Raw genomic sequence first — 26,467 nt, forward strand, 5'->3', positions numbered from 1 at the left:
TCTCTCCTTTACCACTCGTTGCCAGTCACTAAGTCTTTTGTCGTTACCGTAAAAACACACGACCTGAATCAGATGATTAGTTAAACCAGAGTGAATACCAGCCAGGATAAGCCGAAGGCCATTAGTGATATGCCAATCGAAATCACCGTCCAGGTTTTAAGCATGGTTTTAGTATCGACACCTAGAAAACGCCCCACTAACCAGAACCCTGAATCGTTGACATGGGAGTAGCCGATTGCGCCAGCAACGATTGCCACCGCAATACAGGCTGTCGCTAATCCTGAAAGAGAAGGGTCAGCCAACACGACGGGGGCCATGATGCCCGCAGCAGTAGTTCCTGCGACGGTCGCAGAGCCCTGCGCAATACGGATGACCGAAGCGATGACGTAGCCTGCCAGGATAATAGGCAAGCCATAGTTTTGAAGGCTCGCCGCTAACGCATCACCGATACCGCTCGCGGTTAGTACGCCACCGAACATTCCCCCAGCACCGGTAATAAGAATAATGCTGCAAACGGGCGAAAGCGCTTTTTCAACGGTTTCATTAATAGAGCCAATGGCCTTGCGCGCTGACGATCTAATGACCAGCAACCACATCGCGACACATGTGCTGATCAACATGGCAATCGGTGTTTCACCGATCAATATCAAGCCTTGCAAGATCGGGTTTTCAGCATCAACGACTCCACCTTCAGACAGCGTTGTAAGACCGGTATTGAGGAAGATGAGTACGAGTGGCAATAACAACACTAAAAGTACGGTACGAAATGCCGGGCGTTTATCGACGGGCATCTCTTCATTACTTTCGCCCATCAGGCTGGGGACGGGTTGAAACGGCATACGGTTAGCGAGTACAAGCGATAGACGGTAGCCCATCAAATACCAGGTAGGCAAACCGACCAGCAGCGCAATAAACAGTACTTTCCCAATATCAACCTGAAGGAAAACTGCCGCGGCTACCGGCCCTGGATGTGGCGGTACCAGCGCATGCATGACCAAAAAGGCACCTGCCGCCGGTAAGCCGTATAGCAATAGCGATGCTTTAAGCTCTCTTGCCACGGAATAAATAACCGGCAGCATGACGACGAAAGCCGCATCAAGAAAGATGGGGAAGCCAAATAGCAAGCACGCAATTGATAAGCCCAAGGGTGCTCGGCTATGGCCGAATAAACGAATCAAGGTATCTGATAATACCTGGGCGCCCCCTGAGACAGCAACGATTCGCCCCAGTACTGCACCAAAGCCAATCAATAGCGCAACATTGCCTAAGGTGTTACCAAAACCACCCAAGAGCGTTGGAACTAAATCTTCCCCTGTGATACCCGTCGCTAGCGCAGTACCAATACTCACGATCACCAGCGCGAAAAATGGATGAAGACGTACCCTGATGATCAATACCAACAAAATAACGATGGCAGAAGCTGCTATCAGCATCAGGGCAAGGGTAGAAGCCCCCAATGTTTGAGTGGTTTCTAACATGGCGTTTTCCTAAGGTTTGTCGTTATTCATGCTGCGATATATCGCAGCTATACAAAGCAAACGCACTATAAGCAGCTAATTGATAACCAACAAATATATGAACCCTCTAAAATCAATATCATTTTAGTTATCAAACGAGGGATAAAGCCTGATTTATGGGACATAGCCGAAGAGGCCAGACATTGTTAGGTGAGACTAAAGTTGCCCCAGACCGAGAATAAATTAATGCCTTTACATCACGGAGTTATGCTGCCTTGAGCATAGTCAAAGAGTAGTAGGCGATTAAGCAGGCTATGGAAGCACGCTTAAGTATCAGGGTTTGCCATGCACCAAGGCTTGGGAAATATTGAACGTACGCCACCACGGTTTCCGGCAAGCACGATGGCGGCGTAAACAAGCGTTTATGAGGAAGTTTTCAGCAAGCTACCCCGTGCTTTATTAATGCAGATCATGCTGATGCCCTTTCAGATTTACGCTTCTGATAGCGATAGGCTTTAATCAACAAAGGTGAGCACCACAGCAAGATGACCGCAATGCCAAGCCCGGCACTGATGGGCCTTGCAAAGAAGCTGGTCAGGTCGCCACCGGTTCGCAACATGGCGCTCATAAAGTTGTTTTCAACAACGGAGCCCAGTACCAAACCGAGTATGGCGGGCGCCATAGGGAAGTCATTGACGGCAAGCAAATAGGCCACTAAGCCAACGATGAGCATTAACCAGATATCCACAACGCTATTGTTGATAGCGAAAGCACCCACAATGCAAAAGCACAATATAATGGGCATCAATACTCGACTGGGTGTAAGGATGAAAAGTTTTGACAATCTAATGGCTATATATCCAACAGGTAGCATCATCAAATTAGCCAATATAAACACAATGAAAAGTGCATAGATTAGGCCACTCCCATCCATAAAAATGGTGGGGCCGGGGTTCATCCCCTTCATATATAAAACGCCAATCACGATAGCGGTAATGGAGTCGCCGGGAATCCCGAAGACCAGAGCGGGCACCCATGCGCCACTGATCCCGGAATTATTGGCCGAGCTGGCATCGACAATGCCCTCGATATTACCGGTACCATATTTGGAACTGTCTTTTGACCTGCCTTTTCCCACACCATAAGAGATCCAGGCGGCGATATCCGCACCCGCACCGGGTAGCGCGCCAATCATTGTGCCGATTGAGCTGCCACGCACCATATTGCGCCAATAACGTTTAATGTGTCTCGGCACATTGTGGAAAACACTATCCTTATCAACAACGCTGATGGTTTTGTTCTCGGATTTTGATCCGTAGTAACTCATCAGTTCATTGAGGGCAAACATACCGATCATAACGGGTATGAAGTTAACGCCAGCCATAAGATCGGGCACTCCAAATGTGAAGCGAGGAGCACCACTCATCATATCTAGCCCTACCGTTGATAGCAGGACGCCAAACAGCAGTGACAGAAATGCTTTTGTTCTAGAGCCTACAGAAATAAAAATTGAGCAGCTTAGCCCCAATACCGCGAGCCAAAAGTATTCAAACGCACTGAACTTGAGCGCTACTTCCGCAAGTGACTGAGCAACGACAATCAAAATGATGGTGCCAAAAATACCGCCAAAAACGGAGCAGACCAGATTAATACCCAGTGCTTCCCTTGCCCTGCCCTTTTTCGCTAACGCATGTGATTCACCTACATAGGCAGCAGAGGCAGGTGTGCCTGGTATATTGAGATACGTACCGGGAATATCTCCCGCAAATATTGCCATGGCCGATGTGGTTACAATGGCAGCAATAGCGGGAATAGTGTCCATATAGAAGGTTAAAGGGACTAATAGTGCGACAGCCATTGTTGCCGTAAGCCCAGGCACGGCACCAACAAATATGCCGAATAATGAAGCTGCCAAGATAACCAAGATGGTATCAACATTTAAAACCAGCCCCACTCCATTCATCAAGATATCCATGGCAGGCTACCCCCTAATAAAATCCCTTGCGGCAATGGGATAAGCAAATAGTGCGAGAAAATAAAGTAAATGGCGGATGACATAACCACCGAGGTTACCAGAGCCACGTAAACCCTTGTTTTTCTCAATAACATGAGCAAAAACATAATGATCATTATGGTAAGCATTGCCCCCAGGTAATCGCTTGCCAGGATATAAAAAACGATCGCTATGGGGGGCAGCACCATCGCCCAGCTTATTTTTTCAGACGGCGGGGTAGCGAATGTCGGATCATCCTGTATTTCTTGAGCAGCCGCTTTTCGTCTCTGCCATAGCGCATTTAAGGTAAGTACCGCGCCGCCGATGCAAAATCCCCCTCCAACGAGAGAGGGGAACAGAGAAGGCCCATACTGAAGGCTGGGTAGAGTAGGAAATTGCTGGGCTGTGATAATCGTCACAACCCCTGCAATCATAAATCCTAGGCCGGCGAAAACATCTCTCATTGTCATTCCTTAGTTAGCCAAGCCAACTTGTTCAACAATTTCACCGAGAATACCGTCCATCTCTTCCATCATTTGGCCAAATTCTTCCGCATTGCGCCACTCGGTTCCAAACCCTCTCTGTGTCATGAAATCCTGGTACGTATCGCTTTGATAAGCAGCCTCGAGAGCTGACTCAAGCGTTGCGACAACCTCTGGGTCCATCCATTGGGGACCAACGATGCCTCGCCACGCACCTACTTGGTAGTCACTACCCACAAGCTCGTTGGCGGTAGGAATATCGGGGAAGGCTGAAAGACGCTCTGCAGCCATGACGGCAAAGCTTTTTACACGCCCTGCATCCATCATCGAACGAGCCTCAGGCACCGACGTAGATACAATATCGATCCCACCAGACGCCAGCTCCGTCATCGCGGGCGCCGAACCTTCGCTGGGGATCCAGATAACCTGATCGGCAGGAATGTCCTGGTCCATCAAAAAGCCCGTAAAGGCCAGATGCCAGATACCCCCCTGCCCGGTTCCCGAAGCGGTAAAGCTGCCTTTCGGCTCAGTACGAACAACCTCCAGCAACGCATCCAGACTCTCGTATGAAGAATCAGCGGCGACCTGGAGACCCGGGGAGTCGTAGTTGATTTGCGCGATGGGCGTGAAGTCTTCGTAGGTAAGCTCTGTCAAGCCTTGCCAATGCATAGTGTTAACTTCAACAGTGGCTAAGCCGAGCGTGTAGCCGTCAGGTGCTGCGTTAAGTATGGCGGTATGCCCAACCACGCCGCTGCCGCCGGTACGATTCACCACGTTGACGTTCTGTCCCAACTCCTCCTCCAAGGCGCGGGCAATGGTGCGCGCTGTTGCATCAGTACCGCCACCTGCTGCCCAAGGCACAATCAGCGTAATGGGGCGTTCTGGATAATCCGCCAGAGCTGAGCCAGAGGCCACCATAACAACTGCCGCTAAACTTGAAATACAGAGCGTCTTAAGAGAACGGTTTGTAATTATCATGTTTACTTCCTCTGGTAATTGCTTACCTACGTTTTATAGTGGCTAAGATGGCTTAAAGCGCCTTATATCAGTACGTTCTGGTTGACGGCTGAGGTGGCAGCTCTTTATAGCGGGCAAGCGTTGCCAGCGCTCCCTGACGGAGCAGGCTGATATCAATACCCACCGCAATAAATTGGCAGCCTAACGCCTGGTAGCGACGTGCATCCTCCTCTAACGGCGCCAAAATCCCTACCGGCTTGCCTGCCGCATGAACTGTGTTAATCACTTTCTGTATCGCGCTCTGGACATCGGGGTGGCCAGGATTGCCGGGATACCCCATTCCCACCGAAAGATCTGCCGGACCAACAAAAACCGCATCGACGCCGTCAGTGGCGGCAATGGCTTCTGCCTGCTCAACACCTTTAGGTGACTCAATCTGGACAATCAGACAAAGCGACTCATGCGCCTTGTTCAGGTAGTCATCCACGCCATCCCATCGGGTTGCACGCACCAGCCCACCGCCCACACCGCGTATGCCACGCGGCGGGTACCGCGTTGCCCGTACCAAGGCGGCCGCTTGCTCAGCACTTTCCACCATCGGCACCATCAATGTTTGCGTACCTATATCCAGTAACTGCTTGATCAACGCAGGGTCATGATTAACGCTACGCACAACGGGGGCAGATGAGTAAGGTGCCACGGCCTGCAGTTGGGCCAAAATAGTGGGTACCGTATTCGGGGCATGCTCACCATCGATTAGCAGCCAGTCGAACCCGGTGTTAGCGATTATTTCAGCGGCATACCCCGTCGCAAAGCCAGCCCAGCAACCCCACATGGGTTCGTGCTTGACCAGCATGTTTTTAAAGGGATTAGTGGGCAATTGCATGCATTGACTCCTTTGGAAGGCAAATGAAAACCACTGACTGAAGATCACCTACATCATTGACTGACCAAGTTTTATAAGCGCTGGCTTCTTGAACGCTACGTCTTCGTCTATGCCATAGCGCGAATACGGCCTGTTTAAGACACACTCCTCCCGGTGAGAAAGGAGGAAAGCAAGGGTCGTATAAACGAGGCAAATCAGGAAATGGTTAAGTAGTGGCGGTTTCTACAACAGATCCTGTTGTGAGAAACCGCCTACCAAGTCGTGCCTCAGTTAGCTAAGCCAACCTGTTCAACAATTTCACCAAAGACGCTGTCCATCTCTTGCATCAGCTGCCCGAACTCTTCCGCGTTACGCCATTCGGTGCCAAAGCCTTGCTGATCCATAAACTCTTGATAGGTATCGCTGTTGTAAGCAGCTTCTAATGCTGCTTCAAGCGTTGCCACTATCTCAGGGTCCATACCTTTAGGACCGGCGATACCTCGCCACTCGCCCACTTGATAGCTACTGTCGATTAACTCGTTGGTAGTGGGAGTATCAGGAAAACTGGGTATACGCTCAGGCGACATGACCGCAAAGCTTTTAACCCGACCGGCTTCCATCATTGAGCGGGCTTCAGGCACAGAGCTTGGTACGATATCAATACCCCCAGATACCAGCTCTACCATCGCTGGCGCCGCACCTTCACTAGGAATCCAGGTAACCTGGTCGGCGGGAATATTCTGATCCATCAAAAAACCCGCAAAGGCTAAGTGCCAAACACCGCCTTGACCGGTACCTGAGGCAGTAAACGTGCCTTTAGGCTCAGTACGTATAGCGTCGAGAAGTTCTTCAAGGCTTGCATAAGGGGAGTCTGCGGCGACCTGTATGCCGGGGAAGTCATAGTTGATTTGCGCAATCGGGGTAAAATCTTCATAGGTAAGGTTGGTTAAACCCTGCCAATGCATCATGTTCACTTCACCGGTCGCCAGGCCAAGCGTATAGCCATCCGGCTTGGCATTAACCATGGCAGTATGACCAACAACGCCACTGCCCCCGGTGCGGTTAACAACGTTAACGTTCTGGTCCAGCTCCTCTTCCAGTGCACGGGCGATAGTACGCGCTGTCGCATCAGTACCGCCGCCCGCAGCCCAGGGCACAATCAGCGTAATAGGACGTTCTGGATAATCCGCAAGGGCTGCGCCAGAGGCCACCAGAACCGCTGCCGCTACGCTGGAAGCGAGGAGTGTCTTGATCTTGAGAGAATGGTTTGTAATTGTCATATCCACTTTCCTTTAGTCGTTAACTGCCTGGATTCGATTATGGTTTTTTGAAACTGCCGGGTTCCATCCTTTATTGCGATCCTGCCAAAAACTTCCTTTATTTCTATTAAGTCGATAAACCTTATCTTTTAGAAAGCCTCATTAAGCATCTTGAAAAAGTCTTCTCTGGAAGGTGCACGTGGGTTGGTAGCCGTAGAGTGGTCTTCCAATGCCCACTGTGCCACTTGGTCTAAATGTTCTTCTCTAACGCCCATTTCACTCAGGCTGGAAGGCATTCCCAACTTAGCATTGAGCTTTACAAACGCTTCGGCTAAATCGTCCCCCTGAGCAAGCCCCATCGCGTCTTTGAGGCGAGCAAATTTTTCCTCGCAATCACGCTGGTTAAACCTGAGAACAGTCGGCATTAGCACGGCATTGAGCGTGCCGTGGTGAAGTTTTAGCTCATGCAGCCCGCCTAATGCATGGGATAGAGAGTGAACCGCCCCCAACCCTTTCTGAAACGCCATGGCACCTTCCAGAGCCGCCATCATCATTTCATTTCTAGCGGTTAAGTTAGTGCCGTTTTCAACCGCCTCGACCAGATAGGCACTTGCGCGCCTCAGGCCGTCCAATGCAATCGCTTCAGCAGGAGGGTTCACTTTAGGGCTTAAAAAGGTTTCAACGCAGTGAGCGATAGCATCCATGCCCGTTGCGGCAGTTAGAAACGGCGGTAAACCGAGTGTTAAACGTGGGTCGCAGATAGCAACTGAAGGAATCAGATACGGAGAAAGAAAACCCAGTTTCCGCTCATCGTTCATAGTAATCAGGGAAGCTCGCCCCACCTCACTGCCCGTCCCCGCGGTGGTGGGTACCGCAATCAGCGGCAGCACATCGGCATTGATCTTAGCGACCCCACCCTCAATCGCCGCGTACTGGCGTAATGGAGCGGGGTGGTTAAAAAGTAAAGCGACCGCTTTAGCCAAATCAATGCTGGAGCCACCGCCCACGGCTACGATGCCATCACACTGGTTTTCTCGTAGGAAAGACAGGGCTTGCTCTACAGCAGCTTCAGTAGGATTGGAAGGCGTGCCATCGAAAACGCAGGCTTTTTCATTAAACTCTTCAGAAAGCTCTGCAGATTCAATCACCTGCGTAATAAGAGGAGTACTACTCAGCCCCTTATCAGTCACAAATAAAGGCCTTTTCACCTTAAGCAACTGCAGCTCATTCGCTAGCTCCGCAATTGCATTCTCACCGAACTGAATTTTTGTTAAGTAGTTGATGATGTAGGGCATTTTCATTTCTCATTATTGTTTTGCTTGAAACCAAATATGCATCTTGCTTAAAGGTGTCATACAGCATACCTACATGACAATAGTTTATTGATGATTTTTTGGCCACTCATGCCTTTAGAAATTGGTTTGTTCACGCTGACCGTTCACTAAGCGGTTTATTTTCAGAGGGTTGTTGTCTTTCAGAGCCTCCGGTAGCAAAGCCATGGGGAGATCTTGATAACAAACCGGCCGCAAGAAACGATGAATAGCCGCGCTACCCACTGAGGTGGTACGCGTATCCGACGTGGCCGGGAACGGGCCGCCATGAACCATTGCATGGCACACCTCGACACCGGTAGGCCAGCCGTTTACCAGGATGCGCCCGACTTTCCGCTCGAGCGTGGGTAACAGGGCACGAGCAGCTTCCATGTCACCTTCATCCATCTGTAAGGTGGCCGTCAGCTGCCCTTCGAGCTGTTTAGCGACACTTAGCATTTCGCTTTCGTCGCTGCATTCGATAATCAAGGAAGCGGCGCCGAATACTTCTTCCTGTAACGCCCTGCTGCTTAGGAAATCAGCCGCTGGGGTGGTGTAAAGTGCCGTCTGACATTGATAGCCGTCCCTACCTGGCGCGCCACGCGCGATTTCCTGGGCGTTATCGCTTAGTTGCGATACCCCCTGCTCATAGGCCTGATGGATCCCCGGCGTCAGCATTGTTTGGGAGGAGCTTTCGTTCACAGCGATACCTGCCGCTTCAATAAACGTATCCAAGCCATCGCCTTTCACCACGACGACCAGCCCCGGGTTGGTACAGAACTGACCGGCCCCCATATTGAGCGAGCCGATAAATCCCTCACCCAGCGCCTTGGCACGAGCGCTGAGCGCTTCTGGAAGTACGAACACCGGATTGATCGAACTCATTTCCGCGTAAATGGGAATAGGCTGAGGCCTTGACTGGGCGGTCGCCAACAGCGCCATGCCACCTGACCGAGAGCCCGTAAACCCTACGGCCTGAATGTTAGGATGGGCGACCAAGGCCTGGCCGACTTCCCGCCCCGATCCAAACAGCAAGGAGAAGACGCCTTCCGGAAGCCGGCACCGGGAAACCGCTTTCTGTACGGCCTGGCCCACAAGCTCCGAGGTACCGGGGTGCGCGGAGTGAGCCTTGACGATCACGGGGCACCCGGCCGCCAAGGCCGAGGCGGTATCGCCGCCCGCCACGCTAAAGGCCAACGGAAAGTTGCTTGCCCCGAATACCGCAACGGGCCCCACTGCGATGTGCCGCTGACGAAGGTCGGCGCGGGGCAGCGGCTGACGGTCCGGCAGTGAAGGATCGATACGCACATCAAGCCACTCCCCCGAGCGAACTACATCGGCGAATAGGCGCAGCTGGCCGCAGGTGCGCCCACGCTCGCCTTCCAGGCGGGTCTGCGGTAGACCACTTTCAGCCATGGCGCGCTCGATCAGCGCCTCATCCAGCGCCTCGATTTCGCTGGCGATGGTCTCCAGAAATGTCGCCCGCTCTTCAAGCGAGGTTTCTCGGTAGCTATCGAAGGCCGAACTTGCCAGCTCACTGGCCTTTTCCACGTCTGCCTCACAGCAACCCTTGTAGGGAGGATCCAGCGTTTCACCCGTTGCCGGGTTGATGGCACGAATCTCCTTTCGCGTGCCGTCTATCCAATGCTGGCCGATCAGCGACTGACCTTTAAGTGAACTCATAGCGTCATTCCTACCATTGTTAATCAAGATGATCGTACTTCGTTACTCAGCCGTTCCGTTTTCCTTTCACAAGGCCGTTACACCAACGCTCTCGTCCGGCATCACTTTGATACGGTTGATCAATGGTTTTGTCATTAGATCGCACTCAATGCGCATTTCGTCACCGTCCTGGAGTTTCACGGCGTCGGCGAAGCTTAGAACCGCGGCGCCGAAGAAATGCACGTGGAGTTGTCCGGGAACGCAAAACGTTGCGTACTTGAAGTGGTGGTGCTCAAGGTTTTCGATCGAGTGGCACATATGTTGTTCGCCACTTGCAAAATCGTGCTGCCATACGACCGAGCCGTTACGGTGAATCGAAACGTTACCACGGACTTCTTCGGGCAGCTTACCGATGACGATCTCGGGGCCGATGCTGGCATCACGAAGTTTAGAATGCGCCAAATAAAGGTAATTCTGTTTTTCCGTGACGTGATCGGAAAACTCGTTGCTCAACGCATAGCCGATCCGGAATACCTGCCCTTGCGCATTAACGATATAAATGCCCGCCAGTTCGGCTTCTTCGCCACCGTCGAGTGCGAAGGCGGGCATTTGAATATCCTGGTACGGCGCGCGAAGCGTATGGCCCGTTCCTTTGTAGAACCACTCGGGCTGTACGCCAGGGCCCCCGCCTGCGGGCTTGCCACTTTCCACCCCCCACTCGAAGATGCGCTGAGTGTCGGTGATGGCTTCTTCGCTATTGCTCATTTCTCCCTCTTTGCCATGCATTTTATGGCGTGGCGCCGCGCTGCCCAGATGCGTAAGCCCAGTACCGGTAAGCAGCAGATGGGCGGGGTCCGGATGGGTGATCGGGGATAGCAATCGGCCAGCTTCGATCATATCGTTATAATTGAGCGCCTCGTCAGTGGCAGAGGCCTCCACCACGTCGCTTAATGCACGGCCTTCATTGGCCGCCCGAAGCGCTAGGTCATAAAGCGATGCCGAAAGCAGCTGTAACTTTTCTCCTTTCACTTGCGCAGCAATGACGGTGCCATTCTCGGAACGAATCTGAACAACATGAATATTATTTTGCATATGGACCTCAACGAATTAACGCAAGTGATAGCCAGGGCACGTAAGTCACCAGCAGCAAGGCGATTAACAAGGTAAGAAAGAAAGGTGCCGACGACCGCAGAAACTGCATGGTGCCCAATTTGGCGATATTGCAGCTGACAAACATCAGAACACCCAGCGGTGGGGTAATCTGGCCGATAAGAAGATTGAAGAGCATGATGATGCCGAAATGGACCAGATTGATATCCAGGGAATTCAGCAAAGGAATTAGAATGGGTACTAATACGATAATGATCGCGATGGTTTCCATGAACATTCCAATCGCCAGAAGCGCGACATTCAATAGAAGAAGCACCGCCCAAGGATTATCTGTAAGGCCAGTGATCCAGCCAACGACCTCCTGAGGTGCCTGCAAAATACTCAATGACCATGCCAAGGGCGCCGAAGCGGCGATGATGATCAGAATGGACGCTGCTTCTCGTGCTGTTGAAACCAGCAACTCGCCCATATCACGCCAGTCCAGTGACTTGTAGACGTACTTGCCCACCAAGAAGGAGTATGCAACAGCAATGGCGGCTACTTCAGTGACGGTAAACACGCCCAACCTGAACCCCACGATAATGATGATAGGCATCAACAGGGCCCAAGCGGCGGTTTTGGCACTGGAATAGAGCCTTTTCTTGTTGAAGCGCTCATCCTTAGGGTACTGCTTGATCATACTGATCAGCGTAATCAAAAGTGTTAGGCAAAAAGCGATTAATAGCCCAGGCAAAATACCTGCAAGAAACAGATCTCCAATCGAAATATTGGCCTGCCAACCGTAGACCACCATCAAGATCGACGGTGGAATGATCGGGGAGAGCGTAGCGGAAGACGTGGTGAGCGCGACCGAAAACCCACGATCGTAACCATGCTTTTCCATTTGCGGTACCATCACGCGAGTCGTGGCCGCGCAGTCGGCGAGCGACGAGCCGGATATACCAGCCATCAGGACGCTCGACAAGACGTTCACGTGAGCCAGACCACCTCGCAAATGACCGACCAGCGCCCGACAAAAACCGAAAAGCCGCTCGCTGATGCCACTCTTATTCATTATGCCTCCTGCCAGCATGAATAGCGGAATAGCCAGTAAGGGGAACGACTCGACACCCGAGGAAACACGCTGAGCCAAGACATTCATAGGAATATCCAGCGCCAGGATCGCGATAATGGACGCCCCCATCATGGCGACGGCAATCGGCATTCCTAATAAAATCAGCACAAATAGAAGTAGAACGATCGCAGCTAGCATAGTAGGAACCTATATTTCATCTAACGCTGATTCGAAGACCAGAAAGTCACGCTTGAGAAAGACGTTAACGAAGATGTGTAAAAGCCCAATAAAAAAGGTGATCGGCATGGCCATCGAGAAATAGGCGAGTGAAATACCCAGCATGGGCGACGTGTTACGAGAAACGCTCAGGCAGTAGAGGTAGCCTAGATAGGTCATGTAACCAAGCGTTACCGCCACCAGAGCAAAGATGCACACCCTGATCACTGGTCTCGCTATACTCGGAAGGAAGTAAAGAATTGAGTCCACGGTAATATGCTTTTTCTCGGCAAAAGCGATGCTACTTCCGATGAACGTAAGCCATACGATCAAGAGCCTTGAGACGCTTTCACTCCAAACAAACGGCGTCCCTACCACATAGCGAAAGAACACCCCAGCGACGAGCAACAAGGCCATCGCGCCTAGCAGCGAACCCGCAACCCACTTTTCCACCGTTAAAAGTTGCGAATCAAGACGCAGTAACACTGATTTCATAGCAATGCCTTTAGAGTTTACAGTCCCCGCCTTTTTACGAGACGGGGCTGTACGGAATCAGTCCTGCTGGCGGTAGCTTTCGACAGCATCCAATACGCGCTGAAAATGCTCTTCGCCCCAGCGGCTTGTTAAGTTGTCGTGAGCACTTTGTGCGGCTTGCTCGAAAGGCGCGCGGTCGATATTGTCCACCACGTCAATCAGACCCGAGTCCTTCATGCTTTGAAGCATTTCTTCCTCACGCGCGCTCTGCATGGCGTAGTTTTCATCGGCTAGCTCGGCCATGATGTCCTTGAGCGCTTCTTGCTGGTCACTGTCGAGCGAGTTGAAGCGATTGCTGTTGATCAGAACCACCTGGCTTTGAAGCATGTGGCGGCTCATGACAAGCTGGTCTTGAACTTCGAAGAACTTGCGCGCATAGATCGTGGGGATAGGGTTTTCCTGACCATCGACGGTACCCTGCTGAAGCGCCAAATAAACCTCACTAAACGGAATAGGCGTTGCGGACGCGCCAAAAGCACTAATCATTTCTACCCATGCTGGAGACTCGGGCACGCGAATTTTTAAGCCTGCCATATCTTCAAGGGAATTAACGTCAGCCCCTTTGAAGGTAAAGTTACGCCACCCCCAGTACCAAGATTTTGCTAAAGGCTGTAAACCGTATTGCTCATCTAGCTCTTCAAAAATGGGTTGATAAGCTTCCCCTTCTAAAATATGCCGCGCCTCGTCCCAGCTTTGGAACATGAAAGGTGCGTTCGAAATTTCGAGTGCGGGAACTAACGTACTGGCTCCTGAATACCCTGGAACGACTATATCTACAGAACCATTACTCGCTTGCTGTAGCAACTGCACTTCAGATCCTAACTGTTCGCTCGGAAAGACCTGAACGCGCACTTCACCACCAGTGCGTTCTTCAACTAGCTGGGGGAGCTTTGAAAAAAGCTCGTAGCTTGCCTCACCTGGATTAAATGTATGGGCTAAGCGCAGCGTAGTAGCAGCATTCACTGCAGAAGCACTTCCAAACACCCCGCCGACGCACAAGGCAATTCCTAAAAAGCGTACATTTTTCATTATTGAAGCCATTGGTCACTCCGATTCTTATTAAAAATTAGCAGGCTTTATTATTTCTATGATTTAACTTATGAAGCCATTGCGTGCTCAACACATGAAAGCAATCTAGAGCAAATGAACATTGCATTCAATGACCATTATATAGGACGATAGTCTAATCGACGTACGCGGCCTGCTTGTTAGAGTGCATCTACAATGACCGCTTTTGAGCTTGCGCTTGGCTCCTGTATCGAAAGCTCAATAACCAGTTTGAGGTAAACAATGGATCTCATTAATTCCCCGTCAGTTATTATTCAGCTCAACCCGCGGGATAACGTGGGCGTAGCCTCGAAAGCGGTACCCAACGGGTTTCCAATTGATAAAAATGGCACACTTGCTAAAGAGAATATCGATGCTGGTCATAAAGTTGCGTTAACTAACATCAATAAGGGCGAGGCTATTTATAAATATGGCCAACTTATTGGGATAGCGGCACAGGATGTAGAACCCGGTGAGCATGTGCACACCCACAACCTCACCATGATAGAACTCGATTCCTCATTAAAAGATTTTCAGCCTCACCCGCAAACAGACACCACAAGTAGTTCACGGACCTTCCAGGGTTTTCAACGTGATGATGGTAGCGTGGGCACGCGTAACTACATTGGTATTCTGTCGACCGTTAACTGCTCCGCGACGGTAGCGAAAGCAGCGGCAGACACACTCAATCAGTCTGACGAACTCAGCCAGATGGGCTTCGATGGCGTCGTCGCAATCACCCATGGCTCGGGCTGTGCCATGAATACGGACTCAGAAGGCTTTTCCTTTCTTGAGCGCGTCATCGCCGGTTATGCCCAGCATCCCAATTTTGCCTTCGTACTCATTATCGGTTTGGGCTGTGAGACCAACCAGGTCAAAACACTCGTCGCAAAAAAAGGCTTAGAAGACGCCTCGCGGCTTGCTTACTTTAATATTCAGGATGCGGGAGGCACTCGCACCAGTATTAAAACCGCGTGCGATCACATCATGCAGATGGCTGCTCAGCATGGGCAGATGCGGCGTGAACCTGCACCCCTAAAGCACCTAGTGGTGGCACTGCAGTGCGGCGGCTCAGACGGTTATTCAGGGATTACGGCGAATCCTGCGCTTGGCCACGCGGCTGATCTTATCGTGCAACACGGGGGCAGCGTGATCCTTGCAGAAACTCCCGAGATTTACGGCGCTGAGAATCTTTTGATAGACCGCTCTATCAATGAAAACGTCGCGCAAAAACTGCTTGATCGTATTACATGGTGGAAACATTACACCGAAATAAATGGTGCTGAATTAAACAACAACCCGTCGCCGGGCAATAAAGCAGGCGGGCTTTCGACGATTCTTGAAAAGTCCCTAGGAGCCGTTGCGAAAGGTGGCAGTTCAAGCCTAAACGACGTGCTGCACTATGCCGAAAAGATAACCACTCGTGGCTTTAACTTTATGGATAGCCCGGGCTACGACCCCGTTTCTGTAACTGGGCAAATTGCTTCTGGGTCAACGGTTGTCTGTTTTACTACCGGACGTGGATCGGTTTCAGGTTTTAAACCCGCGCCCTGCCTGAAGCTCGCAACCAATACCTCCATGTATGAGAAAATGCATGAAGACATGGATATAAACTGTGGCGTTATCGTCGATGGCACTGCCAGTGTAGAAGACGTCGGGGAACAGATTTTTGAGCGTATCATCGCCATTGCCTCAGGCGACATGAGCGCTAGCGAGTCACTGGGTTATGGTAGTAATGAGTTCGTTCCCTGGCTGGTCGGTGCCATCACCTAATCGTATATTGAAAGGCAACTAACTAACCATGACACAAACGCTGCGCGACCAGCTCTATACGGCTCTTAAGCAGGGTATTGTTGGAAAGCGCCTGGAACCTGGCCTTGTGCTGCTTGAAGGGAATATAGCCGAGCTGTTTGGTATCAGCCGCTCCCCTGTTCGCCAAACCTTGAGCCGGTTGCATGAAGAGCAGTATATCTGCCGATTTGAGGGGCGCGGCTATCTGGTGGGCGCATCGCCAAGTGAGATAGTACGTCGCTCCCTCAGCGAGCGTGATTTCAAGCAACTTGGCCATGCCCCCAAAGTAGATCGTACCGCGTCCTGGCGTGCCCACATCGACAGCGTCGAACATGACATTGTCCTATGCTCAATCAAGGGCACCTTTGAACTTAATGAACTGCAGCTTTCCAAATCACTGAATGTCAGCCGCACGGTTACCCATCAAATTCTTCTCCATTTGCAGTCCATCGGCCTGGTCGAAAAGATTAAATACAATAGTTGGAGCGTAGTCCCCTTAGACGACAAGCGACTACACAACCTTTATGAAGCACGCCGCCAATTAGAGCCTTACATGATTACGCGTGCCACCAACAATATTTCAGAAAGTGCACTCAACGGCTATATTGCCAAACTTAAACACGCCGCAGACAGTTATCCAGATATTAAAGGTGAATTACTGGATGAGTTAGAAAATGACCTTCATCACACCGCCGTCAGTCTAGGTGATAACCAGGAGGTAATGAATATGCTACGGCGCACTCATCCTATCTTGTTAATCAGCAAACACCTGCTTGGGCGGGTGCTTAAACTTCCCGATCAAGATCCTTTTTTTGATGAGCACTTGTGGATATTTGAGAAAATACGTCTGCAAAAGCCTCACCAGGCTGCAAAATTATTAATGGTCCACTTGGAGCGCTCAGAATCTAAAGTACTTGAACGTCTTATCAATTTCAGAGAATCAGGCGATATCAAAATACCGCTTTATCTACGAGGATAAGCCAATAGCATTACCTCAATAACAATAAAAGCGGTTCAACAGCCTCCCCACCGTTAGAGGAACTAATAATGACAACGTTACGGTCTATCGGCTTTATTGGCACCGGTATTATGGGTGCTCCTATGGCACGGCGCTTGGCCAAAGCAGGTCATCAGGTGCGCGCTTGGAACCGGACAAGAAGCAAGGCCGACAGCTTGGAAGCGGTAGGTATCGAGACAGTGGAAAGTCCTGAACAGGCAGTCACCGAAAGCGAGGTTGTGATCGTTATGCTCAGCTCGGGTCCGGTGTGCGATGAATTACTGTTAGGTTCAGATAGCCTGCTCAACGCCATGCAGCCCGGCGCCACTCTGATCGTCATGAGTTCTATTCCGGTCGAGACGGCACGCCGCCAAGCTAAGGAGGCCGCAAAGCATCAGGTTCACTACTTGGACGCACCGGTATCCGGTGGTGAGCAGGGAGCGATTGACGGCACCCTGGCCATCATGGCGGGCGGAGATGCTGAAAGCTTTAAAGCCGTTGAGCCTATTCTTTTATCGCTCGGCAGACCGGTCCATGTTGGCCCTGCGGGCAGCGGTGAGCTGGTCAAGCTTGCCAATCAGATGATCGTGGCCAACACCATTGCTACCGTGGCCGAAGCCATATTACTGGCAGAGCAAGGGGGAGCTGATCCTGCGCAGATGCTGAATGCGCTAGAAGGAGGCTTTGCCGACTCGACTGTTCTGCGTATCCACGGCCAGCGCATGATCAAGGAAGATTTCACTCCCGGCGGGCCGTCGAAATGGCAATTGAAAGACACCCAGACTGCCATGGCTTTAGCCCAGGAATGGCAGCTGAAGCTGCCGGTATCCTCGTTGGTCAACGGGCTTTATGAAGCGCTTATCGCCCAAGGAGAGGGTGATCTTGACCATAGCGCCCTGATACGCCAGCTCAGACGCCACAATCAATAAACCTTCTGTCCACCCATAACGCCGGGAAAATAAACACAATGAGCCAACATTACGATGTGCAGGAAATAACGCGATTCAGCACTGACTTACTTTTAGCCGCAGGGCTCGATGATGGTAAAGCCAATGCCGTCGCTGAAATGCTTGTCGAAGGCGACCTGATGGGACACACCACTCACGGGCTGCAACTCCTTGCGCCTTATCTTGAGGAAATACAGTCAGGCCGCATGCCAGTCACTGGTGATTATGAGGTGATTTCTCAACGAGCCGCCGTACAAACCTGGGATGGCCGTTACTTACCCGGGCCGTGGTTGATTCTCAAAGCCATGGAAGCTGCGGAATCCATGGCGCGTTCCTGCGGTACCGGTACGGTGGTGATTCGGCGCTCTAACCATATTGCCTGTCTGGCTGCCTACCTAAAGCGTGCTACCGATCAAGACCTTGTGGTGGTGATTGAATCATCCGACCCGGCGACCAAATCCGTTGCCCCCTATGGCGGGTTAGTGGCGACCCATACGCCCAACCCTATCGCCGTGGGCTACCCGACTGATTCAGGCCCTGTTCTTTTGGATGTCAGTACGTCCATCACCACCAATGGCATGGTCGGGCGGCTTAACAAGCAAAATAGCCGTTTGCCTTATCCGTGGCTTAAAGACAATCAGGGCCAGGCAACCGATCGCCCCGAGGTACTTTTCGACGAGCCCAAAGGCAGCATTATGCCCATCGGCGGGCTAGATCACGGCCATAAAGGCTACGCACTAGGGCTCATGGTAGAAGCCTTGACGTCTGGCCTGGCAGGGTTCGGGCGCGTCCAGTCACCTTCGCAGTGGGGGGCTTCGGTCATGGTGCAGGTACTGGACCCGGAAGCCTTTGGTGGGCTTGAAGCGTTCAAGCGTGAAACCGGCGCGTTGGCCGATGCGTGCCGTAACAATCCCGTCGCCGAAGGCGATCCTCAGGTACGCATTCCTGGAGAGCGCGGGCTCGATCTCCATAAGCGCTACTCACAACAAGGCGTTCCGCTTCCGGAGGGTGTTCCCGAAGCGCTTCACGATTGGTCAGAGCGTTTAGGTGTTGCCTTCCCTCAGGCACGCCAATAACCGCTTTCTGCTTAGGTTTATGGTCAAGTTCAGACAAGTGAGCGTTATCCAGGACGTCATCAAATAACTGATCGGAGGTCACCATGAAACAGGAACGTATCGGATTCATCGGGCTCGGCTTAATGGGTAAGGAAATGGCCCGCAATATAGTGCGTAATGGCTACCCGCTAACTGTTATGGCACACCGCAATCGCTCGCCTTTAGAGGTGCTCTCTGCCGAAGGAGCAGTTGAAGCCGCAAGTGCTGCCGAGATGGCCAAAAACAGCGATATTGTTTTTATCTGCGTCAAAACATCCGAACAGGTTAGCGAGATTGTGACCGGACCCGATGGTTTGATGGCCGGGGCCCATGAAGGGCTGATTATTGTCGACTGCTCTACGGCTCATCCTGAATCGACCGAGCGCCTTGCTGAAACTGTCGCAGCGCACGGAGTTACCCTGGTTGACGCGCCGTTGGCCCGCACACCGCGCGAAGCCCGTGAGGGGCGGCTTAACGTTATGCTGGGAGGCGATACCTCAACGGTTACGCGCATTACGCCAGTTATCGAAAGCTTCGCCGAGAACATCTTTCATGTGGGTGCCGTCGGGTCAGCGCATAAGCTGAAACTTATCAATAACTTCCTGTCGCTGGGTGCGGCGGCACTGGTTAGCGAAGCCGCTACCATGGCTGCCGGAATGGATGTCCCTCAGAATAAATTGCTGGAAATCTGCTCTCAGGGTGGCGCCAACAGCGCCATGCTGGCCCCGGTTATGGAGTGGGTGCTGCAGAAAGAGTGCACAAAATTGCAGTTCAGCCTTGAAAATGCAGAGAAAGACATGCGTTATCTAGCTGAAACGTTAACCGAGTACCGGCTAACATCCGACATGCTTCCCCCACTTTGCGAGTTCCTTAAACAGGCTCGAAATGACGTGGGGAAAGAGAGCTTCGTTCCCCAATCTTACGACAGCTGCATGCAGCGTAATGGTATGGGCTCAGACGGCAACAAGCACTGAGATAAACCCCAGGTTACCTCGCCATCGCGGCTTAACTTTCCATCGCGAATTGGCAGCGTTCACTCCACAAACGCGTCGGTAGCCTCGCGGTGGCCATACAAAAATGCGTCAGCCACTTGGCGTAGTGGCGCTATATCCACGTCACTACGCCCACTGGCGACAAGCTCAATAAAGTGGTTATAAAGGCCTGCATACTCGCGCTCCTCCTCATCCACTATAAGCTCGTCGTTAATCATCAGGCGCCGCCCTCCCTGGGTCAGGCTCAAACGGCCGTTATCCGTAGCGACGTGGATATCCCAGGTTTGTGGGCCGGTTTGGCGAAAATCAAAGACCGCCTCAATCTCGGCACCATCTGGATCGGCAAAAGACAGCTCAGCGGCAATTGGGGTCTGGCAATTAGTCGGTACCCATAACTGTGCCTGGCGCAGAAAAAACGCCTGAGGAAGAATGCTGGTGACGATCGAAAGCGCGTTGATACCTGGATCAAATACCCCCATACCGCCCGACTGCCATATCCACGCCTGACCTGGGTGCCATACTCGCACGTCTTCTTTCCACTCGATCTCGACGCGCTGAACCTGGCGTGCTGACAGCCACTGCTTGGCTTTTGCTACGCCGGGGGCAAAGCGTGAGTGCCAAGCGGCAAACAAGCTAACGCCTTGCTCGGCAGCCAGCGAAATCAAGCTTTCCACCTCACTGAGTGTGGCCCCAGGTGGCTTCTCCAGCAGCACATGCTTGCCACGCAGCAACGCCAGGCGCGCCTGTGAGTAACGCAGGTGCGTCGGCGTGCAGATTGCCACGGCGGTTATTTCAGGGTGGGCATCGAGCATCGCGCCCAGGTCTTGATAGCCGGACACGCCCGGTAACGTAGCGTGAGGATCTGCAGTGGCGACAAGCAGGCAATGCGGGATGGTAGCTATCGCCGGAAGGTGCTGGTCACGAACGATTTTGCCCACACCCACTAAGCCGAGGTTGAAGTCAGACATGTGCTTGCCTTTGTTTTGATGTGAAAGGTTTTAATGTAAAAGGTTTTAATGTGAAAGCTTAACGAGAAATAGATTCAGGGCGCAGCGTGGGGCAGCTCAACGCTGCGCCCTAATGAGCTGACGCTATGCTCAAGCCCTAGCGCTTCTGCCGTCCCTGCCAATACCGCTTGGGCCGCTAGAAACGCCTCGCGAGGGCGACGCAGCCGGATGCTTTCCATCAGCTGCCGATGACGCTCCAGGCTCTCTTCCGGATCAGAGGCGCTTTCGTTCGACATCGAGACCAGCAGGTAGATAGAGGGCCGCAGGATATGCGACAGCTGCGCCCAGACGATATTGTGGGTCGCCTTAAAGATCGCCTCGTGGAAGGCAATATCACACTCGCTGTGTAAACGCCGTTCTTCTTGGCAGGTCGCATTGCGCAGGTTCTGGCCCAGCCCTTCAAAGGCCTCTTCAATGGCCACTAAATCACGTGCTTTGGCGCGTTTGGCGGCGGTCATTGCCACATAGGGCTCAACATCCAGGCGAAACGCGAGAATTTCGCGCTGAATATCGGGATTGGGGGCCGCATAACGGGTAAGCCAGTCGGTCACCTGAACATCGAGAATATGCCACTCTGAGTACTCACGCACCTTAGAGCCGTGGCCTGAGATACGCTCGATAATCCCCGCCTCCACCAGTTGGCGCAGATCGCTACGTACCGCCGAACGGTTAAGCGAAAAGCGTTCACATAGGTCCAGTTCACGCGGCACAAAGTCGCCGGGGCGATAGCACCCGCCGAAGATTTTCTCGGCAAGGTATTCAGCGATACTGGGGCGAGCCAGCGGCTTACTGAGAGATGATGTCACTGCGATAAGACCCTATTTCAATTCCAGACAATCATAACGTACTTGACCTGTCTACGGTGGTGGGTGTCGTCGTTTCAAGCCCGGCGCGCTGCCTCAGCTCCAGCCGCCGTTCATAAAGCCCTTTAGCACTTAACGTGCCAAGCACCAGGGCGCCGCCCACCATGGCGACCGGTGCGGGCTGTTCCGCCAGAATCCACCAAGCCAACAGTGTGCCCACCACGACTTCCAGCAACAGCAGCAAGCCGACTTCAGCGGAAGGCAGATACAACGGCCCACGCTGCAACAGTGTGACGCCGCAAGGCACAATGAACAGGCAAAGCAATACCACCACCGCTAGCTGGTTCGTAGCGGGTAAGGATGGCTCGCTGCCCGCCAGCCAGAAAATCCCTGCTACGCTTCCCACAATAAGGCCGTTGAATACCAGCATCGGGCTCATATCCACCCCTGGCCGCGTACGGCAGAGGGTAAAGTTAATCGCCAGAGTCGTCGCCGTCACCAAGGCGAAAGCGTTGCCTACCCACGAGCCTGCGCCCGAGTCATCTAACGCAATCATGGCGACACCCGCCATGCACAAACAGATCGCAAGCCAAGTGCGTCGGGGCAAGCGCTCCTTGAGAATGACCCAGGAGAGAATTGCCGCGATCAATGGTGCGCTGGCCAGGATCATCAACACGTTACCTGCCTTGGTGTACTGATTGCCAAGCACAAAACCACAGGTTGTCAGACTGAACAGCAGCGCCACGGCGATGCCGGTCCAACCGCAGCGGCGATAAGCCGCCAATGTGCCGCGGCCATAGCGCGCCAAGGCGATCAGTAAAAAACCCAGCGCGGAGAGAAAGCCGCGCCACATGAGTATCTCAGCATCGGGCAGATCGGCTACTTTGATCAGCAAGGCATCCGGCGCCATGATCATCGCGCCGCCACCGGTCAACAGCAGCCCCTGCTGGCGATGTGATAAAGCACTAAAGCTGCTCATGCTAGTGATTATCCCTGGGCGGATGCTGGCGGGCGACATCGCGGTACTTGGTCGCAGGTTCTAATGTCATGCCGCGATCCAGCGGCTCGACCATGCTGCGCTGAATCTCTTGCCAAGGGGTCTGGTGGCCTGGGTAACAGTAGCCGCCCTGCTGAGCCAAACGCTCGCGGCGTGCTTCCAGCTCACTGGCATCAATCAGCAGCTGTACTTCGCCACGTTTAAGATCAACCCGCAGCCGATCGCCGCTTTCAAGCAGCGCTAGCCCGCCTCCTGTGGCTGCTTCCGGAGACGCGTTGAGAATCGACGGCGAGCCGGAAGTGCCCGACTGACGCCCATCGCCCAGGCAGGGCAGCGACTCAATCCCCTGTTTGATCAACGCCTCTGGCGGCTGCATATTAACCACTTCGGCGCCGCCGGGATGCCCTACCGGGCCAGCGCCACGCATCACTAAAATGGTGCGAGCGTCGATATTCAACGCTGGGTCGTCGATACGGGCGTGATAATCTTCTGAGCCATCAAACACCACCACCTTGCCTTCAAAGGCTTCAGGGTCGCCGGGATCACTCAAGAAGCGCTCGCGGAAATCTCGAGAGATAACGCTGGTTTTCATCAGCGCTGAGTCGAACAAATTGCCCTTGAGATTAAGAAACCCTGCATGGGCCACCAGCGGCTCGGCGTAGCGGCAAATCACATTGGGATCCTGGGTTTCCCGGCCCTGCAGATTATCGCCCAGAGAGCGACCATTCACCGTCAGCGCATCGCTATGCAGCTTGCCGGCCCCCTGGAGTTCATGAAGGATTGCGGGCACGCCGCCCGCACGGTGAAACTCTTCACACAGAAAAGCGCCGGCAGGCATCACGTTGGCCAGCAGCGGAATCTCGTGGCCCAGGCGCTGCCAGTCGTCGTTATTAAGCTCAACGCCTGCATGACGGGCGATAGCGTTAATGTGTACCGGCGCGTTGGACGAGCCGCCCATGGCCGAGCAGGCCACAATGGCGTTCTCAAATGCTTCGCGGGTCAGAATATCCAGCGGGCGCAGGTCTTCCCAGACCATATCGACGATTCGCACACCGGTGTCATAGGCCACCATGGCGCGCTCTTTGTAGGGCGCGGGGATGACCGCCGAGCCCGGCAGGCTCATGCCCAATACCTCAGCCATGGAGTTCATGGTGGACGCCGTGCCCATGGTATTGCAGTGGCCAATCGAAGGCGCTGAGTCGCTGGCGCGGGAAAGGAATTCTGCGTAGTCGATATCCCCCGCTGCCAGGCGCTTGCGCAGCTCCCAGATAATCGTGCCCGAACCCACCCGCTCGGCGCCCCGCCAGCCGTTAAGCATCGGCCCACCGGACAGCACAATCGCGGGGATATTCACCGTTGCCGCGGCCATCAGCGCAGCGGGAGTGGTTTTGTCACAGCCGGTGGTGAGCACCACGCCGTCTAACGGATAGCCATGGAGCACTTCCACCAACCCCAAGTATGCAAGATTGCGATCCAGCGCTGCGGTCGGCCGACGCACATTCTCATGGATAGGATGCATGGGGAACTCGAACGGCACGCCACCCGCCGCGCGAATACCGTCTTTAACCCGCTTGACCAGATCAATATGGTGACGGTTGCACGGGGTTAAATCAGATCCCGACTGGCAGATACCAATAATCGGCTTACCGCTCGTCAACTCATCCAACGTAATGCCGTAATTGAGGTAACGCTCAATACACAGCGCCGTAGTGCCGGGATGATCAGGGTTATCGAACCAGTAACGTGAACGCAACTGCTCAGGGGTTATTCGATGAGGGTTGGCCATGGCTACGCTCCACGCCTAAAGTAAAGGTAAAACGTCAGCAGGCGTGCCTAAGCCACTTAACCGTCTACTAACATTCTCAATTAAATTCAATAATCTCCTTTAAACATAAGGAGAGGGGGTCGCCATGACGGTACGCGTTCTTTACAGCGCCGTCGATACATACAAAAGTATATGTTGAACATATACTCAAAACGTTAGACATTCAGTTCAGGGCTGCGGTGCTGACCCCACGAGGGAAGTGCCGCTCAAACATAACAACAACCACGTTGCAGCTCGCTTGCAAGACGTTCTTCGCGAAGCGGTCTGCAGTACGCCAGGAGAGTGATAACGATGCATTATCTTTGGAAACGCACCCTGTTAATGACCGGTGCTACGCTACTCAGCTCAGGCATGGCTTACGCGCAAACGCCCGACCTTTCTGACCCACCCGAGATCGAAGGCGGCGTCGTAGGCGATCACGGCAGCGTGACTCTACGCATGGGGCTTGGCTTGGCCGAAAGCTCGCCTCAGTACATCTCCAGCCAATACTTTGCGGATATTCTCGACCAGCGCAGCGAAGGAAGAATCAGCGTCAACATCTTCCCCAACAGCCAGCTCGGTGATGACGTGCAGATGATGGAAATGCTCCAGACCGGCACGTTGGACATGACCTACCCTTCCTCCTCCCCCGCGACTGGCTATGTTGAAGAGTTGGCCGTTTTTGACCTACCGTTCCTGCTCCCTACTCGTGAAGCTGCCATCGAGGCCATGCGTAGCGACGCTGCCCAAGAGATGCTCGATGCGTTTGACGGCACCGGCATCAAGGCATTGGCCTTTGCTGAAAACGGCTTCCGCCAGCTTTCTAATAGCGCACGCGAAGTTTCATCGCCGGAAGATGTAGCCGGGCTGGACGTCCGCGGCCTTTCAGTACGTACCATGGAAAACCCCGTTCACCTGGCTATCTGGCAGGCACTTGGCGCCAACCCAACACCCATGGCGTTTGGCGAGCTGTTTTCAGCCATGGAGCAGGGCGTTGTGGATGGCCAGGAAAACCCCTGGAGCACCATCCTGACATCCAACTTCTATGAAGTGCAGGACTACGGCTCCGAAACACGCCACGTTTATACCCCCTTTATTAAGATGATCTCCCAGCGCTCCTGGGATCGACTGGACCCTGAGTATCAGGAGCTGGTTCAGGAGGCTGCCCTGCAGGCCGCCGATTATGAAATCCAGCTCTCAGCAGAGTACGACGACTGGGCACGCGAGCAGCTTGAAGAGCGTGGCATGCAAGTGACGCGCTTAACTGACGAACAGATCGCAGCTTTCCAGGAAGCTGTACAGCCCGTTTATGACGAGTGGGCACCACGCATTGGTGAAGATTTAGTGGCAGAGTTCCAGCGGCTCGCCGGGTCGACAGCAGCCCAATAGGTATCCGCTGATACTTCGGATTGCTCTCGTGCGCATTTTCCACGATTAGACCATGCAAGAGGCCAACGCCTCTTGCATGGTCGTTACCTGTCTTTTCGGAGAGCTCATGGACACACCTGATACTCCTATTCCGGATACCACGGCCTTTTTCGATGACCCTCAGCGCGAGCCGCTGGAGATCGATACCGAGCAGCGCCGTGGTCCTGCGCTGTTCCGATGGCTAACACTGGCAATGGAGCACACAATTGCGGCTCTGCTGGTAGCGCTCATTTTGTCGGTGTCGGCCAACGTCGTGGGCCGCGCCGTATTGAATCATTCGCTGCCCTGGGCCGATGAGTTGGCACGTATGTTGTTTATCTGGCTGATTTTCCTGGGTGCCGCGGCGGCATTTGCTCGCTATGAGCATATTGCGGTGGATATCTTAGTGCGCAGGTTAAAACCGCGCGCTGCCCATGCACTGTATCTGTTTCAGCATTTGGTGATCACTGCGTTGATGGGCATCATCGTCTGGGGTGGCTTTTTGGTGATGTCGCGAGCCTCCGGGCGCACCGCAATCCTTGGCGTGCCGTGGAATATAGTGAATGTCTCGCTGGTACTCTGCGCCGCCTTTATTGCCGCCGTGGCTATCTGGCGCGCCTGGCAAAGCATTTTGCAGATACGTTCGCCGGACGTCATGCCCACCGCTGATGGAGACCGTTAA

General features: G+C 53.1%; 23 protein-coding genes. 7 read left to right on the plus strand and 16 right to left on the minus strand.

Annotation, left to right across the window (positions count from 1 at the left end; translation table 11 throughout):
- Positions 1-80 precede the first annotated feature (80 nt).
- The 12 genes from ACT3TC_RS03515 to ACT3TC_RS03570 all read right to left on the minus strand — a co-directional run bounded on the left by ACT3TC_RS03515 (position 81) and on the right by ACT3TC_RS03570 (position 13,940).
- On the minus strand, positions 81-1,478 hold the full coding sequence (locus ACT3TC_RS03515; protein WP_172117986.1) for a GntP family permease: 1,398 nt from the start codon (positions 1,476-1,478) through the stop codon (positions 81-83).
- A gap of 448 nt (positions 1,479-1,926) precedes the next feature.
- Positions 1,927-3,432, minus strand: a complete 1,506-nt coding sequence (locus ACT3TC_RS03520) for a tripartite tricarboxylate transporter permease (protein WP_172117985.1) — start codon at positions 3,430-3,432, stop codon at positions 1,927-1,929.
- A complete protein-coding gene (locus tag ACT3TC_RS03525; protein ID WP_172117984.1) occupies positions 3,420-3,914 on the minus strand; it encodes a tripartite tricarboxylate transporter TctB family protein in 495 nt (164 codons plus the stop codon). Before ACT3TC_RS03525 ends, ACT3TC_RS03520 begins: the two co-directional genes overlap by 13 nt.
- A 9-nt stretch (positions 3,915-3,923) precedes the next feature.
- Positions 3,924-4,910 carry a Bug family tripartite tricarboxylate transporter substrate binding protein gene (locus ACT3TC_RS03530; protein ID WP_444639131.1) on the minus strand — a complete coding sequence of 329 codons (987 nt, stop codon included), beginning with the start codon at positions 4,908-4,910 and terminating at the stop codon, positions 3,924-3,926.
- Positions 4,911-4,977: 67 nt separating this feature from the next.
- Entirely contained in the window at positions 4,978-5,775 is a 798-nt protein-coding gene (locus tag ACT3TC_RS03535; protein ID WP_444630820.1) for an HpcH/HpaI aldolase family protein, read from the minus strand.
- Positions 5,776-6,041: 266 nt separating this feature from the next.
- Complete coding sequence (locus tag ACT3TC_RS03540) at positions 6,042-7,034, minus strand: tripartite tricarboxylate transporter substrate binding protein (protein WP_444639132.1); 993 nt, start codon at positions 7,032-7,034, stop codon at positions 6,042-6,044.
- Between the two features lie 128 nt (positions 7,035-7,162).
- Entirely contained in the window at positions 7,163-8,308 is a 1,146-nt protein-coding gene (locus ACT3TC_RS03545; protein ID WP_172117980.1) for an iron-containing alcohol dehydrogenase, read from the minus strand.
- 114 nt (positions 8,309-8,422) lie between these two features.
- Complete coding sequence (locus ACT3TC_RS03550; RefSeq protein WP_444639134.1) at positions 8,423-10,006, minus strand: aldehyde dehydrogenase (NADP(+)); 1,584 nt, start codon at positions 10,004-10,006, stop codon at positions 8,423-8,425.
- Positions 10,007-10,072: 66 nt separating this feature from the next.
- The gene (gene araD1 / locus ACT3TC_RS03555; RefSeq protein ID WP_444639135.1) at positions 10,073-11,077 is read right to left on the minus strand and encodes an AraD1 family protein; all 1,005 of its coding nucleotides are present in this window, start codon (positions 11,075-11,077) and stop codon (positions 10,073-10,075) included.
- A 7-nt stretch (positions 11,078-11,084) separates the two neighbouring features.
- On the minus strand, positions 11,085-12,347 hold the full coding sequence (locus ACT3TC_RS03560) for a TRAP transporter large permease (RefSeq protein ID WP_444639137.1): 1,263 nt from the start codon (positions 12,345-12,347) through the stop codon (positions 11,085-11,087).
- Between the two features lie 9 nt (positions 12,348-12,356).
- On the minus strand, positions 12,357-12,860 hold the full coding sequence (locus tag ACT3TC_RS03565) for a TRAP transporter small permease (protein WP_444639138.1): 504 nt from the start codon (positions 12,858-12,860) through the stop codon (positions 12,357-12,359).
- A gap of 57 nt (positions 12,861-12,917) precedes the next feature.
- Entirely contained in the window at positions 12,918-13,940 is a 1,023-nt protein-coding gene (locus ACT3TC_RS03570; RefSeq protein ID WP_444639139.1) for a TRAP transporter substrate-binding protein, read from the minus strand.
- 249 nt (positions 13,941-14,189) lie between these two features.
- Here ACT3TC_RS03570 and ACT3TC_RS03575 point away from each other — a divergent pair, with 249 nt between their 5' ends.
- The 5 genes from ACT3TC_RS03575 to ACT3TC_RS03595 all read left to right on the plus strand — a co-directional run bounded on the left by ACT3TC_RS03575 (position 14,190) and on the right by ACT3TC_RS03595 (position 19,749).
- Positions 14,190-15,719, plus strand: a complete 1,530-nt coding sequence (locus ACT3TC_RS03575) for a UxaA family hydrolase (protein ID WP_172117979.1) — start codon at positions 14,190-14,192, stop codon at positions 15,717-15,719.
- A gap of 28 nt (positions 15,720-15,747) precedes the next feature.
- Positions 15,748-16,716 carry a GntR family transcriptional regulator gene (locus ACT3TC_RS03580; RefSeq protein WP_444639140.1) on the plus strand — a complete coding sequence of 323 codons (969 nt, stop codon included), beginning with the start codon at positions 15,748-15,750 and terminating at the stop codon, positions 16,714-16,716.
- A 68-nt stretch (positions 16,717-16,784) separates the two neighbouring features.
- Positions 16,785-17,663 (plus strand): NAD(P)-dependent oxidoreductase, encoded by an 879-nt coding sequence (locus ACT3TC_RS03585; RefSeq protein ID WP_444639141.1) that lies wholly within the window; start codon positions 16,785-16,787, stop codon positions 17,661-17,663.
- 38 nt (positions 17,664-17,701) lie between these two features.
- A complete protein-coding gene (locus ACT3TC_RS03590; protein WP_192527912.1) occupies positions 17,702-18,757 on the plus strand; it encodes an Ldh family oxidoreductase in 1,056 nt (351 codons plus the stop codon).
- Between the two features lie 83 nt (positions 18,758-18,840).
- On the plus strand, positions 18,841-19,749 hold the full coding sequence (locus tag ACT3TC_RS03595) for an NAD(P)-dependent oxidoreductase (protein WP_444639142.1): 909 nt from the start codon (positions 18,841-18,843) through the stop codon (positions 19,747-19,749).
- A gap of 59 nt (positions 19,750-19,808) precedes the next feature.
- On the opposite strand, the gene ACT3TC_RS03600 is transcribed toward ACT3TC_RS03595, so the two are convergent.
- The 4 genes from ACT3TC_RS03600 to ACT3TC_RS03615 form a co-directional block, all read right to left on the minus strand.
- Entirely contained in the window at positions 19,809-20,735 is a 927-nt protein-coding gene (locus tag ACT3TC_RS03600) for a Gfo/Idh/MocA family protein (RefSeq protein ID WP_444639143.1), read from the minus strand.
- A gap of 74 nt (positions 20,736-20,809) precedes the next feature.
- Positions 20,810-21,580 (minus strand): FadR/GntR family transcriptional regulator, encoded by a 771-nt coding sequence (locus tag ACT3TC_RS03605; RefSeq protein WP_172117973.1) that lies wholly within the window; start codon positions 21,578-21,580, stop codon positions 20,810-20,812.
- A 31-nt stretch (positions 21,581-21,611) separates the two neighbouring features.
- Positions 21,612-22,556: a DMT family transporter gene (locus ACT3TC_RS03610; RefSeq protein WP_444639145.1), complete on the minus strand. Its 945-nt coding sequence runs from the start codon at positions 22,554-22,556 to the stop codon at positions 21,612-21,614.
- Position 22,557: 1 nt separating this feature from the next.
- A complete protein-coding gene (locus tag ACT3TC_RS03615; RefSeq protein ID WP_444639146.1) occupies positions 22,558-24,360 on the minus strand; it encodes an IlvD/Edd family dehydratase in 1,803 nt (600 codons plus the stop codon).
- A gap of 330 nt (positions 24,361-24,690) precedes the next feature.
- On the opposite strand from ACT3TC_RS03615, the gene ACT3TC_RS03620 reads away from it, so the two are divergent.
- Both ACT3TC_RS03620 and ACT3TC_RS03625 read left to right on the plus strand, forming a co-directional pair.
- The gene (locus ACT3TC_RS03620) at positions 24,691-25,767 is read left to right on the plus strand and encodes a TRAP transporter substrate-binding protein (protein ID WP_172117970.1); all 1,077 of its coding nucleotides are present in this window, start codon (positions 24,691-24,693) and stop codon (positions 25,765-25,767) included.
- Positions 25,768-25,873: 106 nt separating this feature from the next.
- Positions 25,874-26,467: a TRAP transporter small permease gene (locus ACT3TC_RS03625; protein WP_444639147.1), complete on the plus strand. Its 594-nt coding sequence runs from the start codon at positions 25,874-25,876 to the stop codon at positions 26,465-26,467.

Source organism: Halomonas sp. AOP27-A1-41 (genome assembly GCF_052378605.1).
In the GTDB taxonomy this organism is placed as follows: domain Bacteria; phylum Pseudomonadota; class Gammaproteobacteria; order Pseudomonadales; family Halomonadaceae; genus Vreelandella; species Vreelandella citrativorans.

Bases quoted from the DNA above. Each gene is read 5' to 3' on its own strand.
- ACT3TC_RS03515 (WP_172117986.1), bottom strand. From the start codon at position 1,478: ATGTTAGAAACCACTCAAACATTGGGGGCTTCTACCCTTGCCCTGATG.
- ACT3TC_RS03520 (WP_172117985.1), bottom strand. From the start codon at position 3,432: ATGGATATCTTGATGAATGGAGTGGGGCTGGTTTTAAATGTTGATACC.
- ACT3TC_RS03525 (WP_172117984.1), bottom strand. From the start codon at position 3,914: ATGAGAGATGTTTTCGCCGGCCTAGGATTTATGATTGCAGGGGTTGTG.
- ACT3TC_RS03530 (WP_444639131.1), bottom strand. From the start codon at position 4,910: ATGATAATTACAAACCGTTCTCTTAAGACGCTCTGTATTTCAAGTTTA.
- ACT3TC_RS03535 (WP_444630820.1), bottom strand. From the start codon at position 5,775: ATGCAATTGCCCACTAATCCCTTTAAAAACATGCTGGTCAAGCACGAA.
- ACT3TC_RS03540 (WP_444639132.1), bottom strand. From the start codon at position 7,034: ATGACAATTACAAACCATTCTCTCAAGATCAAGACACTCCTCGCTTCC.
- ACT3TC_RS03545 (WP_172117980.1), bottom strand. From the start codon at position 8,308: ATGCCCTACATCATCAACTACTTAACAAAAATTCAGTTCGGTGAGAAT.
- ACT3TC_RS03550 (WP_444639134.1), bottom strand. From the start codon at position 10,006: ATGAGTTCACTTAAAGGTCAGTCGCTGATCGGCCAGCATTGGATAGAC.
- araD1 (WP_444639135.1), bottom strand. From the start codon at position 11,077: ATGCAAAATAATATTCATGTTGTTCAGATTCGTTCCGAGAATGGCACC.
- ACT3TC_RS03560 (WP_444639137.1), bottom strand. From the start codon at position 12,347: ATGCTAGCTGCGATCGTTCTACTTCTATTTGTGCTGATTTTATTAGGA.
- ACT3TC_RS03565 (WP_444639138.1), bottom strand. From the start codon at position 12,860: ATGAAATCAGTGTTACTGCGTCTTGATTCGCAACTTTTAACGGTGGAA.
- ACT3TC_RS03570 (WP_444639139.1), bottom strand. From the start codon at position 13,940: ATGGCTTCAATAATGAAAAATGTACGCTTTTTAGGAATTGCCTTGTGC.
- ACT3TC_RS03575 (WP_172117979.1), top strand. From the start codon at position 14,190: ATGGATCTCATTAATTCCCCGTCAGTTATTATTCAGCTCAACCCGCGG.
- ACT3TC_RS03580 (WP_444639140.1), top strand. From the start codon at position 15,748: ATGACACAAACGCTGCGCGACCAGCTCTATACGGCTCTTAAGCAGGGT.
- ACT3TC_RS03585 (WP_444639141.1), top strand. From the start codon at position 16,785: ATGACAACGTTACGGTCTATCGGCTTTATTGGCACCGGTATTATGGGT.
- ACT3TC_RS03590 (WP_192527912.1), top strand. From the start codon at position 17,702: ATGAGCCAACATTACGATGTGCAGGAAATAACGCGATTCAGCACTGAC.
- ACT3TC_RS03595 (WP_444639142.1), top strand. From the start codon at position 18,841: ATGAAACAGGAACGTATCGGATTCATCGGGCTCGGCTTAATGGGTAAG.
- ACT3TC_RS03600 (WP_444639143.1), bottom strand. From the start codon at position 20,735: ATGTCTGACTTCAACCTCGGCTTAGTGGGTGTGGGCAAAATCGTTCGT.
- ACT3TC_RS03610 (WP_444639145.1), bottom strand. From the start codon at position 22,556: ATGAGCAGCTTTAGTGCTTTATCACATCGCCAGCAGGGGCTGCTGTTG.
- ACT3TC_RS03615 (WP_444639146.1), bottom strand. From the start codon at position 24,360: ATGGCCAACCCTCATCGAATAACCCCTGAGCAGTTGCGTTCACGTTAC.
- ACT3TC_RS03620 (WP_172117970.1), top strand. From the start codon at position 24,691: ATGCATTATCTTTGGAAACGCACCCTGTTAATGACCGGTGCTACGCTA.
- ACT3TC_RS03625 (WP_444639147.1), top strand. From the start codon at position 25,874: ATGGACACACCTGATACTCCTATTCCGGATACCACGGCCTTTTTCGAT.